Origin of the sequence: Enterococcus sp. DIV0703, assembly GCF_051711065.1 — a bacterium.
Taxonomy (GTDB): Bacteria; Bacillota; Bacilli; order Lactobacillales; family Enterococcaceae; genus Enterococcus_B; species Enterococcus_B hirae.
Genome location: NZ_JBIOLX010000001.1, coordinates 1,713,580 through 1,727,069, shown reverse-complemented (window position 1 = coordinate 1,727,069; position 13,490 = coordinate 1,713,580). Strand labels below are relative to the sequence as shown.

Sequence of the window (13,490 nt, the reverse complement as noted above, 5' to 3'; positions counted from 1 at the left end):
TAGGTGAAAAAGAAGGGTGGAAAGTATATGTATAAAGATCTAACAAATAAGGTGGCAGTAGTAACTGGAGGATCAAAAGGGATCGGTAAAGCAATCTGTGAACGCTTTGGTAAAGAAAAAATGTGTGTGGTTGTCAACTATCATTCGGATGAAGAAGGGGCACAAGAAGCAGTAGCCGAGATCGAAAAAAATGGTGGCAAAGCAGTAGCTGTCGAAGCGGATGTCAGTACAGAAGAAGGGATGGATCGTCTGCTCAAAGCAGCAATCGAAACATTCGGAAGTTTAGATATCTGGGTTAATAATGCTGGTATGGAAACGCAAAAACCAACCCATGAGCTGGAATTAGAAGATTGGGAGAAAGTGTTAAAGGTGAACCTAACAGGCGTATTTTTAGGGACAAAAACAGCGTTGAATTATTTTAAAACTCATCAGATCAAAGGTAATATTATCAATATGTCCTCCGTTCACGAACAAATCCCTTGGCCGACATTTGCTCATTACGCAGCATCAAAAGGCGGTGTCAAGCTGTTTACAGAAACAGTAGCCATGGAGTACGCACCAGAAAATATTCGAATCAACAGTATTGGACCAGGGGCGATCAAAACTCCGATTAATGCAGAAAAATTTGAAGATCCAAAAGAAAAAGAAATTCTAGAAAGCATGATACCAATGGAACGAGTGGGTAAACCCGAGGAAGTCGCCGCTGCTGCTGCTTGGCTCGCTTCTAATGAATCCAGTTATGTGACAGGAATTACTTTATTTGTAGATGGTGGCATGAAACTATATCCATCCTTTCAAGGTGGTAAGGGTTAAAGCTACTTACCATTATTATAGAAACAAGAAATATGGGAAATAATAAATTCAGAATCTAAAAAAACAGTAAACGACATTCAAAGAGCTGACCTTTGCCAATAAGACAAAAATCCACAAAACATGGGGAGCTGTTTCGAGATTTTTATCTTGATTGCTCCTACGTTTATTCGTCTTAGTTTTTACTTGGTGAGTATTCAGGTCAAACGCTCTTTTCGCAATCTCTTATGCACGGTGCTTATGCATCCAGTTCTTGAAATAAGCCTGAATTTTTTGAAACATGGGAAGCTGTTTCAAAAAATTCAGGCTTATTGTCATCAGAGCAAATCGCTTCTTTCACAGTCTCTTTTTCCAAATAAAAAACTAATTCTTTTTTAGTGAAATGGATGTTTGTTTTTGTAGTTGTTCATAGATCCATGACCCGAAATTAGTGACATAATTAAAGTTACCACCAATTAAGATATCATATTCATTTTCTTTGAAATGCGTGTATTGGATCAATCGATCATTTTTATTAGCATAAACCTCTGAATGATAGTTAAAAAGTTGCTCTTTAAAGGCATCCATTTCGTGAAAATCATCTGTTACAAGAGATAATTTTAATGTGACAGGGACATCAAGCGTCACTTGATAATCTTTTTGGATCATTAGATTTTCCTTGTCACCGTAAAGGAAATCAAACAAATTTTGTTCAGAAAACTTCCATTTTCCTCCAACTTTTGTTCCCTTTAATTTCCCTTCGTGCAGATAGTTTCGAATTGAACGAGTCGTCACACCAAGTTGGTCGGCTAATTCTTGTACTGAATAATAACCTTTCAATATATCCCTCCTAAAAATTAAACCACTTATTTAAACACCGTGGTATCGAATTAAAATAAAGTCCTTATGACCCAAAAGTTAGTTTCAGATTGATGAGGAATTAAATATACTTTATAGATTGTAATTATACTAAAATTCTTATGAAAAAAATAGATTTGTTCGTTAAATAATCGTTATGTTTAGAATAAAATAAACAGATAAAGCAGTGTTTTTCAAATTTAAACTTAAAAAATCGTTATTTAAAATAACTTAATGGAAATTTATGATCACTATGGAAATTTGAGGTGATGAAATAAAATAAAAACAAATTTACTTATAGATAGTAATGAATCCAATCAAATAAGTCAGAAGAACAAATCAACGTGTCTTAGAAATTTTAGCGTTATATAAAAGAAACGCATAAATTGTTTAATTTTTTTTATTTTATAACTAAGGTTTTAATAATTTTTCTCTCGAACCGTCATTGACAATATTTTCATTCAAAGTTTATACTATATTTAGGAAAAAAAATGAATATTATCGTGCTTTTTCCTAAAAGTTCAGAAAGGAGACTTGTTATGTTTACGAAACCTGTACTAAAAAAAATCTCTGGCAATGTTTTGTCCCCATGTTCTTGTGGGTTATTGATTGGTAACGGTTCTTAATCTAGTCTTCCGATGTCCATTTTTAATTGGAAAATAAAGTTGCCCTACAAAACTCCCCTGTTAAAAAGGCGACTTTATTTTCCTATTTAATATAGTCAAAATGTTATTATTCGTTTGTGATGCTAATAAAAGAGGTGAGTGATCTATGAAAATCAAGGAAAATTTATACGCTTATCCTTTTCTTGATGAAGTGATTCTCCATAATGTTCTAAGAAGCAGCTGGCTAGTGATTTCTAAAGAAGAGTTAGAGTTGGTGAAGCTACGAAAGTATTCATCGTTATCCGAGTCTACGCAAAAAAAACTAAAAATCTTTCAGCTTCTATTAGATGAGCCATTAAAAGTAAAAAAAAATGAAGTCACCATTCCTGAAACCGCTTATTTGGCGTTGACACATCAATGTAATTTAAAATGTGTGTATTGTTACGCAGAAGCAGATATGACCAAGAACTATCCGGATCAATTGTCTTTTATTGAATGGTTCCAACTATTAGATCAATTAAAAGACTGTGGTGTAAAAAAAGTCATTTTTACTGGTGGAGAAATAGGACTGAATCATGATTCTTTAAAATATATCGATTATGCTTATCAACTAGGCTTATCGGTTGGTTTGATCACTAATGGAACCTTGATTGGAAAAAAAAGGAATGCACAATTCTTGGCAGATCGATGCGAATCAATGACCATCAGCTTGGATTCGATTGATAAAGAAGAGAATGACAAGAACCGTGGTAGAGGTTGTTATGAAATAGCAATGAGAGGTATCCGTAATCTTTTAGATATCGGTTTCCATAATATTTACGTTAATGCAACCGTTACCAACTATAACTTAAAATCAGTTGATCAAACGATTGAGTTTTTTAAAGAGAATGGAATCGCCTATAAATTAGGTGGATTTAGCGAATTAGGAAGAGGTAGTATGGCAGATATTTCATTATCTTTTGAAGAAAGAAAAGAAATCGAGTGCAAAGAAAAAAGTGCTCAACGATCTGCATTTTTAAAGCCATTTACAATTAAAGAATCTTGTGGTTTGGGTTTGGGAGAGTTAGTTATCAATCCAGTTGGGGATATTTTTGCATGTAAATTATTGGAGACAGATGACTATAAATTAGGTAATATCAGAAAAAACAAATTAGCTGATATTTATAACCATAAAGAGATAGAATTGCTTGAATCTCAAAATATCCATCATTTATCTGGTTGTCAAACTTGTTCTTTTCGCTATTTATGCGGTGGTGGTTGTCGTGCGCAACATTATTATCATACCAATGATATTCATGGAGTGGATCGCTCTGAATGTCAATTATTGCAAGAGTTAATAAAAAATCAAATGTATCGTATCTGGAAACAGACAGAAATGACCTGAAGGAGCGTGATTAGGTGAGACTGAACGGCGAATTGGCCTATGAGAAATTAGGGAACGACCTCTATCTTTCCTTGAATGATGAAATCTATCTTTTAGATAATGAAGTATCGATCTATATATTTGAATTATTAAAAACAAATGTAGCACTTAGTCATGTAAAAGAAAAAGTATTAATACGATTTGCTGATTCTGGTGACTATTCTAATGAAGAAAAAGAAAAATATATCACAGAGTTTATCTCAGATCTGATCAACAATCAAATTCTCTTACAAGATCAGGTCAATCAATGAAAACTAGTAAAAGAACAATGTGTTTATCAAAAGATAATCAACATTGTTCTTTTTTGCTTCTTTCTTCTGGCTTCACTCAAATTATCAAATGAAGCGTCATATTTCGGTAAAACTTCTCTTTGTCCGTTACAAGACTCAATTAGATAGAGAAGGGTCTAACTCAGTTCTTTGTTTAAAAATTAAACAATACAGTACGCCTATGATAAAGCCACTGATTGCTGGTAGGATAAAACCAACACCACTGGAAGCAAATGGAATCGTATGAACATACCAATTGGTTAAATTTGTTGTCAAATGATTTTGAATAGGTAATGCTTTGATACCATCAAATAAAGCAGGTATGGCTGTAAAGATTGTCGTCAATTGATAAACGATTCTGCGATTTTGGAAAAAGGCAGAGCAAAGTGCTGGGATGATCATTGCCATGGAAAGAGGATAAAGAATCATTAAAAATGGCATGGTCCAAGCAATAATGGTGTCAAGTCCAAAGTTTGCGGTAATAAAAGAAAGTAATGTAGTGATTCGAAGCCATCCTTTATAGCCGATCTTAGGGAAGCGGACAGAGAAATCTTGGGCAAATGAGGCAATCAATCCCATCGCAGAAGTGAAAACTGCTAACAGCGTCATCAAGGCCATAAAAATCAATCCCACTTTACCAAAATAGGATTGGACGATTTGAGTTAATGCAATCCCTCCGTTTTCGGAGATACCAAAGCGATTTAAAGACATCGTACCTAATGCAATAATCCCCAAATAGATACCACCACATAAAACCATCGTTAATAGACCAGATTTTACAGTATTTTTAGCAATCTGATCTTCATCATGAATCCCCATTCCTTGAAGCGCACGAATGATCGTAATTCCAAAAGCTAATGAGGCTAATGCGTCCATTGTATTATATCCTTCGATAAAGCCGTTGGTAGTTGCTGCTTGTTGGTAATCCAGTACAGGCTTGGCATCCAATGGTCCTAACGGAAGAATCAAAGCGACGATAAACACAGCGAATAGTAAAATTAAAAATAATGGGTTTAAATATTTTCCAATGATTTTTAATAAATTTGATTCACGAGTTGATAAATAATAGGCTAAGCCAAAGAAAATAACCGAAAAGATAAATAAGCCAATCGTTGTATACTTTTCTGGTAAAATCATTCCTAAACTAAATTGATATCCTAATGCAGCAGTTCTGGGAGTGGCGAATAAAGGTCCTAAGGCCATATGGTTCATAATAAGAAATAAGGTACCATACCACGCAGCCACTGGTTTAGCAAAATCGTACAACCCGCTTGAGCGTGTTTTACTTAAGGCAATCAGTGCAGCTAAAGGTAATAAAGTAGAGGAGATCAAAAAACCAATCCCAGCAGATAACCAATGACTACCTGCAAGTTGACCTAAATGAGCAGGGAAAATAAGGTTACCTGCTCCAAAAAGCATTCCGAAAATGAGTGAAGCTAATAAAAATAATTTCTTTGTTGATAATTTTTCCATCATAAATAACTCCTTAATCGTTTAGTTAACATAAATGAAATGAAGCTAAACGTCTGACTCGTCTTTGTCTAAAAATTTGCATATATCTTTTCCTTTCTTTGGTGAAAAACACAAAAAGCCCGTTGGAATAATTATTCCAACGGGCAATTGACATTGCGGTACCACCGTTTTTTTTTGTTTATGAATAAACAATCTCTTAGCGACTCACTAATAGTGAAGCGCATTATCCGATAACGGGGATCACCGGCACAAACTTCTAACGTCACTTGTGCATCTCCAGAGTTACTTTCACAAATAATAGACCTACGATTTTCCACCAACCAATCGCTCTCTAAAATGCTTATTATTCGTTACTCTCTCTATCAATGATTTTTGTTCATTATAGAAGCAATGATGGACAGTGTCAAGACAAAAAAAGTAAAAAATTGAATTTTCTGTCAATAGATTTGGATGAAACGTTCACCATTGATTTTTTTCTTTCTTCTTAATTATGGTCAATTTTTATTGCTGTAAGAGTCTTCGTTAAGGACAGAAGCGTAGTTAAGTGTCTACATAATAAATAGTGAAACGAATACTTAATGGCTTGAAAAATGTGGGGAATATTCTTTGAGATTGTTAGAAACAGCCAACGATTGTTAGCAAAGTATTTATTTGACTATCTCTACAACAATTTTGAAATTTGATCGATCACACCGATTTGTTATCAGTTAGTCGTTCGATTCATCTTTTAAGACAAAAAAAGCAAAAATTGCAAGGTTAAACGGTTTCAAACGCCTTTTTTTAGAATGAATATAAGTAAAATAGGATTTACCCAATTGAGCGAAGATTAAAAAAAGGAGGTTTTGTTACATTTGCTGTAAAGAGAAAGGTGAGGGTAAGTGGATGAGAAAGATGACGATTGTTTTCTTTTTGTTCCTTATTTTTTTGACCATTGAGGCATATACGCGAACAATGATTGTCTACGCTGAATCTGTACAAAGCACAGCGGGGATCCGCTTTGTACCAAATCCTTCAAATGCATCATCAGAAGATCTGGCAAAAGAGAAAGACGGGCAGACAAAAAGAATGATGCAAAGAAAGCTCCCAAAAACAATTGATCAGCAGAGTAGTTCTTTGATGATCTGTGGTGGACTCATTGTAACAGCAGCAGGAGGTTTCCTCTTACTGAGAAAAGGAAAGAAGGAAAAAAATGAAAAAAGTAGTTTTAACAATCGCACTATTTAGCACATTCGTTATTAGTGCGAAAGCAACAACCGTTTATGCAGAAATAGCCGATGATACTCATGGCACAAGTATCGCTAAAGTTGGGTTAGAGAAACAAGATGAAACGGATGAACCAACGGATCCAATTGATCCACCAGATGTACCAGGTACGTATATTCCAACAGGAAACACCGGTGCTTTACGTATTGACTATATCTCAAATATTGACTTCGGTACATAAAAAATCGCTAGTGAAACAAAAAACTATACAGCTGGGAATTCAGATGAATTTGTTGAAACACAAATATCTGATCTACGAGGAAATGGTGCAGGTTGGAACTTACAAGTTAGCTATGATAGTGAAAAAGCAGGATTTTATACTGAAAATGGTGTTGCGTTAGCTGGGGCTGAACTAAGCTTGCCAGCAGGGACAGCAAAAACGGTGACAGAGAATCAATCTCCGGCAGCTGAAACGGCAACGGTAACAGTAAATAAAGATGCGCAAAATATTATGTTTGCTGCCGCAACAACCGGTCTAGGGACTTGGGAAGATCAGATGTCAGCAGAAGCTGTTTCATTAAAAGTACCTTCTGGTAACTTGGCGGGAACTTATTCTGCCACACTTGTTTGGACATTAACAGACGCACCAGCTTAATCTAAAGGAGAAGAAACATGAAAAAAAATATTCTAGCAACTACATTATTAAGTGTGTTAGCCATTAATACCATGAGTATGACCATCTATGCAGAAGAAATGAGTGATTCAGCAACTTCAACAGCAAAGATCACATTCGAAGGGAATGATACCCATTCCAACAAACCAGTGAATCCAGATAATCCAGATGATCCAATCGACAAACCAGACGAAGTAGATCCAGATGATCCTAACAATCATGGAACTGGCGATCAAGGACCACTTTCAATTGACTATGTGTCCAATATCAGTTTTGGTACACAAGAAATTTCACAAAATAAAAAAGTCTATGTCGCAGCAAATGCAAAACCATTTGTTCAAATTACAGATAAACGAGGAGTAGCTGGTGGCTGGTCACTAACTGCGACTGCTTCAAAATTTTCAGCAGCTGACAGCACTGAATTAAAAGGAGCAATCCTATCATTTGCGAATGGAGATACTCGAACGACTTCTGATAACATCAGCGGCAAACCTGATGCTTTTGATTTCACTTTTAACAATCATGAAGCTCAACCAGTTATGACGGCAAAAAGTCTGAATGGTCAGGGAACTTGGTTAGATGTATTTGAAGGAGAAGAAGGAAACAATACAAATGTTCAATTGACTGTTCCTGCTGGTTCTGCTCAAGCAAAAGAGTATACCGCAACGATTACTTGGACCCTTACTGCAGGTCCAACTGATGCACAATGATGCATAAACGTCATCATCGTTTTATTTGTTTAGTCACAGGCATCATCGGATTTTGGGGAATCCTTGATGTCAATTCGCTTACCTCATATGCAGATTCAGCTGAATCTGCATATAGTGTAAGTGCAAATATACCTGAAGAACAAACAAATAAAGATGTATCTTATTTTGATTTAACTGAAGCACCAAATGAAACGCGCGACCTATCCATTCATTTATCCAATGTCGGAGAAAAAGAAAGTGTCTTTGAAATAGAGATCAACAATGCAGCGACCAACACAAACGGTGTGATCGATTATAATCAACGAACAGTTAAAAAGGATGCCTCTGCCAAATACCAAGTCAGTGATTGCTTAACCACTGATGCAAAGGAAGTAACAATTCCAGCTGGAGAAGCAAAAGAAGTGCACTTTCAATTGAAAATGCCAAAAGAATCATTTGACGGGATTCTTTTAGGAGGTATCCATGTAACGAAAAAAGAGAACCAAAGTGAAAAAGTTTCTGGAACAGCGATTCGAAATAAGTATGCTTATGTTATTGGGGTTGAGCTTAGGAACAACAGTAAACCTGTCTCACCAGATTTGAAATTGATTTCTGTAAGAACTGGGTTACAAAATTCGTATGCAACGATTTTTGCACATTTACAAAATCCTACATCAACGATCATCAGTCAAGTTCATACGGAAGCGACGATCACTAAAAAAGGCTCATCAAAAGTGTTGTATACAGCAAACAAAGATCATATGTCGATCGCACCCAATACGAACTTTGATTTTCCGATCAGTGTCAACAAGAAGAAAATCGATCCGGGAACTTATATGTTAACAGTGGATGCGACAACAGAAAATAATCAAAAGAAATGGCATTTAGCAAAAACATTTACGATCAAACCAGAAAATGCCAAAAAAATCAATGATGAAGCAATTACAGAAGAAAAAGCAGAAGTATCTTATCTGCCGATGATTATTGGGATAGGCGGCTTACTATTAGGGATCATTGTGTTCTTAAGTTACAAACTGTTCCAACAAAAAGGTAGGTGAGGAAGGAAATGAAAAAGCAAAAAGTGAATAAAAAATTATTATTTCTAGTCGCCTATTTTGCTTTGTTCAGTCTCTTTCAGCTAGCCTTCTCTACTAAGTCAGTTGTTGCGGATTCATGGCCTGATGGACAATCAGAAGCTGACATCTATGGTGGACATATCCATGCTAAAATCACCTATGTAAAAGATGGGAATCCAAATTATACAGCGATTGGGGATACGATAACAGTTACAACAGTTTTAGAAAAAAAAGATGATACAAACCTTGAAGAAGAGTATAAGCAATCAACGTTAGTGACGGTTTTTCCTGATAAAGAGCAAGGGTTGGAATTATTAGGAGAACCCGAACTTGTTTATAAACATGGTGGTGTAACAGGTAACGGAAATTTGATGACTCCATCTAAGGAAGTTGCCTATGACATCATAACGGCTTATAACTTTTATGGACATACAGAATTTGGAGATTCCAAGTCCTATGATGGGCGGATTACAGAAATATTGCCGCTCGCTTCAGACGGTATCTCTGATGGTCCTTATAGTGACAATTACTCGGTTTATCGATTATTGGAAAAAACGGGTGATTCAATGACGATCACCTATCGTGCCAAAGTCACAGAAAAAGCAGTCACTAAGGATAAATTTGTCTTGCGTGCATCTGTTTGGGATAGTATGAAAAAAGATATTGGATTTACTCATTTTTTATCTGCTGAAATGCCAAGCTTTCAATCAGAAAAGTTAGCCTTATCTTTTGATGATACGAGCAAAAATCTAGAATTAGATTCCGAGCAGATCGCGCTAACAGGTAAATGGAGTGGTCCTTTGGACGATCTCACAGCTTACTTAACAATCAATGGGATGATAATGAACACTGATGAACTATTGTCTTGCTTCAAGAGTGATGGCACATTTCGTGTACCTGTTGACCTGAGTCAGCTACCATCAGTTTCAGAAGTGAATAATGTGACTTTGATGATTCAAAAAAGTAATGGTGAGTCAGCACAAGATTCAACGGTCTTAAGAATGACCAAACCTGCTTCACCTCCTACGATTGAACTGGCAAATAATCTTGCTAATCAAACGCTCGTTCTTTACCCGGGGGATCAAGGGTTTACCTTAAGTGGCAAGTGGAAAGCCGATAGTGGTTCGTGGATCAATATTTATTATAAGTTAAATGGTGTTGAAAAAAAGCTGAATGATTCAGATTCGATTGCGAATACACAACCTGGAAATATGGTTGATTTTTCAAAGAATTTCACACTTGCAGACTTAGCAGCAGGAGAAAATCAATTTGAAGTTTATGTTAAAAATGAAAAACAACAACAATCAAATATTGAAACATTTAAGGTGATCAAAGAAGCGGGGGTTGTGAGATTTGTAAACGTACCAGATCTTCTGACTTTCATGGCAATCCCCGTTGCTAGTCATACGATTCAAACAAATTTGACACAGGCAGCCAATCTTTTAGTAGAAGATACAACTGGAAAACCGATGAATTGGAAACTTAATGTGTCACAAACTGAAGAGTTTAAAGATGGTAAACAAGTATTACCAGCCACTCTTTTTTATCAAAATGGTGATACGGCACAAGTCATCGAAAAAGAACATCCGATCACACTTCCTATGACTGAAGTAACAACTAATAATAAAGTCCGGAATTACAGCATTCTACAAAATTCAGAAAACTATTTTTATCTAAATGTTCAACCCGGTGGATATGCTGGGGAATATTCATCACAGGTGGAATGGACAATTGTCAATGCCCCTTAGTTACTTTTATTGATAAAATATAGTGGAGCTGGTTAACAGGGATATTCAAATGATTGAAATCCAGATGTTTAATATTGAAATTAGCGAAATAAGCCAAAGATAGCCAAAATTACTTTTTGTATTTAAGCTATCTTTGGCTTATTTTTTGTATTGTTTTATTAAGGATGGTGCAAATGCTGATCAAAGAAGACTGTTCATTGGTTGAAATAGTGGAAATAGTTTGGATAGTTCTATGCTAGTAAAAAATGATGATTAAATGAAACTTGGATTTCTATCTAATTGAGAAGGTTAAGGTAACGTGAGATTCAGTTTTACAGTTAAGCTCTAAGGTGGTTAAATAAAAATTAAATTTTTCAAATATTCTAAATATGCTTGCGATTTTTCTAGTATTTTTTATTATTCATGTTATCTTATAACAGTAATGTTATTGGTTGTCAAAAGGGGAGGCACCAATTAATGAAAAAGTGGTATGTTTGAAAATGATAAACTGGTTTGCTTAGGGGGATGGGTTAATGGAAGTGATTATTTATATTATAGTGGTTCATCTTAATTTTGCACTGATAGGTCTCATTTTATTTGCAAAAAAAAGGATTTTTATGGATTGCTTCATTCGTTTGGGATTAACGCTACTTAATATATGGCTGATTGAATGGACGCCAGTATTTTTGGTTTTACTTTATTTTTATAATGGAAAATATATTTTTCAGGAAACAAGAAATCTATTTATTGTTTTTTTATTAAATACTTTTTGTGTAAATTTTATCGGTATTTCTGTTTTTTTGACAATTGAAGTGCCACGATTTTTAGAAAATTATGACTTGTTAGCGAATGCGATCCTAGAAATTTTGCTTTTAGTGGCAATCCTAATTGTAATGAAAGAATTAGATAAAAAGTTTCGAATTAGTAATTATCTATACGCATATAAAAAAAATCGTCTGTTTTCGACATTTTTGATTATATGTATGTTCATGTCACTTTTGTGGTATCATTTGCTTTTTTCGATGGATTCATTGGATTTCCTTTTAACCTCTTTTATTTTAGTTGCTAGTAATTCCTTTTATGGACTACTTATGCTTTTGATTTTATTGAATGAAAAAAAGGAAGAATACTATCAGATCTATTTGGAAAGCATGAAAAAAAATGAAGAATATTATCAAAAGCTAGAAGAATTTCGTCATGATTATAAAAATTATGTTGGTGTGATGGAAGATCTTGTACAGAATAAACAAATTCATAACGAAATAGAGGCCATCGTAGGGGAAGAAAAAGAGTTTTTTGAAACGCAACTCAACGATGCTTTACACATGAAGTTACAAAAAATTTATGATCCACTGTTGCAAGGAGTTTTTGTCAAATTTGTTAAGCGGGCAGAAGAGCTTCGGATACCTTATAAAATCCAAGTTAATCATATCATACCCAAGCTTTCAATGAATTCCTATGACATGATTCGCTTATTTACAAATATTATCGAAAATGCGTTTGTTCATTATGATCAAACGATGGCGAAAGAAAAAAAAGAAATCACGATCATCGTTGAACATTTGTGGGATTGTTTTTATTTTGAATTTAGTAATCCCAGCAAAAACACTGGAAAAAATCTAACTGAATTGTTTCAAAAAGGAACAACCAGTCAGAAAAGTAGTAAGGGAATTGGGTTATACAGTGTCAAAAAAATCGTAGAAGAGAATGAGAATCTTGCATTGAATTTAAAGTATGACAAACAAGAGCAACGTTTTTACTGTATCTTAACTTTGAAAAAAGAAACAGTCCATTAAAAAAAGCCACTCGCCTATTTACTGAATAGGCAAGTGGCTTTTTGTTGTACGTATGGGACTAATGAACTAAATGATTTTCATTTTTCAGATGTTCCATAAAATCCACTAATTTTTTTATGCTTCGACGGCTAAGGATTAAGGTATCATCATTTTTAAACACAATTTCATTGTTTTTTTTATCTACTAATTTAATGTTAGCTGGGTTGATGGAGTAACTCTTCAAATCATTGAAAAAATGAAAGTTTTGAAACGTTTGTTTTAGTTCTTCAATTTTTCCATGAATCAAAAAAAATTCTGTTTGACAGAAAAATTCAATGGTCGAACGAGAACCTGTGATTTTACTTAAGTAATTGACTTCTTTAGGGTCGATTAAATAGATTTTAGAAAGTGATTCGATTTTAATGAGTTTACTTTGTCCTTGTTGCAAATTCGAATGGTTGAATAATAATTCTTCCAAGCCATTTACAGCTTCCATGATGTCTTTTTTACTATAGTATTTATCTGCTCGAATATTTTGATTGATAATCTCCATCCCTTTAGTTGTGTCATTCGTCAAAAACAGGATGTAACAAGAATGATTTCTCTGACGAATTTTTTTGCTAAAATCAATCCCAGAATGAAAACGGTTCAATTCAATATCAACAATAAAAATATCTGAGTCTTGGATAGGCATAAAATCAAGGTCAGCATAGAATTTTTCTAATTGAGAAGGCAAGGGGATGGTTAACGAAATTGCTGCTAAATTAGCACTACGATTATATTGTTTACGAAATTCTTCTTGATGGAATACATTATCTTCAATATAGTACACTTTCACACACATCACCTCCAACTTTCAATCGTTCTTAGTATAGCAAGAATCAATGTGTGGATAAAGAGAATAAAAGAATAAATTATTAGACTTTTTTT

11 protein-coding genes, 1 pseudogene and 1 other annotated feature are annotated in these 13,490 nt (G+C 34.5%); of the genes and pseudogenes, 9 read left to right on the top strand and 3 right to left on the bottom strand.

From position 1 onward, the window contains the following. Positions 1–27 precede the first annotated feature (27 nt). Positions 28–813 carry a glucose-1-dehydrogenase gene (locus IGK81_RS07735; RefSeq protein ID WP_034698325.1) on the top strand — a complete coding sequence of 262 codons (786 nt, stop codon included), beginning with the start codon at positions 28–30 and terminating at the stop codon, positions 811–813. Between the two features lie 360 nt (positions 814–1,173). Here the strand turns inward: IGK81_RS07735 and IGK81_RS07730 are convergent, their stop codons facing one another. Continuing rightward, entirely contained in the window at positions 1,174–1,629 is a 456-nt protein-coding gene (locus tag IGK81_RS07730; protein WP_010718891.1) for a helix-turn-helix domain-containing protein, read from the bottom strand. 789 nt (positions 1,630–2,418) lie between these two features. On the opposite strand from IGK81_RS07730, the gene IGK81_RS07725 reads away from it, so the two are divergent. Beyond that, positions 2,419–3,636, top strand: a complete 1,218-nt coding sequence (locus tag IGK81_RS07725) for a radical SAM/SPASM domain-containing protein (protein WP_181878296.1) — start codon at positions 2,419–2,421, stop codon at positions 3,634–3,636. 14 nt (positions 3,637–3,650) lie between these two features. Beyond that, the gene (locus IGK81_RS07720; RefSeq protein ID WP_010737768.1) at positions 3,651–3,926 is read left to right on the top strand and encodes a hypothetical protein; all 276 of its coding nucleotides are present in this window, start codon (positions 3,651–3,653) and stop codon (positions 3,924–3,926) included. 135 nt (positions 3,927–4,061) lie between these two features. Here the strand turns inward: IGK81_RS07720 and brnQ are convergent, their stop codons facing one another. Next, positions 4,062–5,420: a branched-chain amino acid transport system II carrier protein gene (brnQ, locus tag IGK81_RS07715; protein ID WP_034698322.1), complete on the bottom strand. Its 1,359-nt coding sequence runs from the start codon at positions 5,418–5,420 to the stop codon at positions 4,062–4,064. 133 nt (positions 5,421–5,553) lie between these two features. After that, positions 5,554–5,792: a binding site (T-box leader), on the bottom strand. A 507-nt stretch (positions 5,793–6,299) separates the two neighbouring features. Here brnQ and IGK81_RS07710 point away from each other — a divergent pair. From IGK81_RS07710 to IGK81_RS07685, 6 genes and pseudogenes are all read left to right on the top strand, one after another. Further along, positions 6,300–6,641 carry an LPXTG cell wall anchor domain-containing protein gene (locus IGK81_RS07710; RefSeq protein WP_010737766.1) on the top strand — a complete coding sequence of 114 codons (342 nt, stop codon included), beginning with the start codon at positions 6,300–6,302 and terminating at the stop codon, positions 6,639–6,641. After that, a pseudogene (locus IGK81_RS07705) lies at positions 6,607–7,275 on the top strand (WxL domain-containing protein). Before IGK81_RS07710 ends, IGK81_RS07705 begins: the two are co-directional and overlap by 35 nt. Before the next feature lie 17 nt (positions 7,276–7,292). Continuing rightward, positions 7,293–8,003, top strand: coding sequence for a WxL domain-containing protein (locus IGK81_RS07700; protein ID WP_010737764.1), 711 nt, complete (start codon positions 7,293–7,295; stop codon positions 8,001–8,003). Next, positions 8,000–9,040, top strand: a complete 1,041-nt coding sequence (locus IGK81_RS07695) for a DUF916 and DUF3324 domain-containing protein (protein ID WP_034698318.1) — start codon at positions 8,000–8,002, stop codon at positions 9,038–9,040. The genes IGK81_RS07700 and IGK81_RS07695 overlap by 4 nt, the downstream gene beginning before the upstream one ends. Positions 9,041–9,048: 8 nt before the next feature. After that, on the top strand, positions 9,049–10,806 hold the full coding sequence (locus IGK81_RS07690) for a hypothetical protein (RefSeq protein ID WP_034698315.1): 1,758 nt from the start codon (positions 9,049–9,051) through the stop codon (positions 10,804–10,806). A gap of 512 nt (positions 10,807–11,318) precedes the next feature. Next, a complete protein-coding gene (locus IGK81_RS07685) occupies positions 11,319–12,581 on the top strand; it encodes a GHKL domain-containing protein (protein ID WP_010737761.1) in 1,263 nt (420 codons plus the stop codon). Between the two features lie 58 nt (positions 12,582–12,639). Here the strand turns inward: IGK81_RS07685 and IGK81_RS07680 are convergent, their stop codons facing one another. Continuing rightward, positions 12,640–13,404 carry a LytTR family transcriptional regulator DNA-binding domain-containing protein gene (locus IGK81_RS07680; protein ID WP_192924244.1) on the bottom strand — a complete coding sequence of 255 codons (765 nt, stop codon included), beginning with the start codon at positions 13,402–13,404 and terminating at the stop codon, positions 12,640–12,642. Positions 13,405–13,490 lie beyond the last annotated feature (86 nt).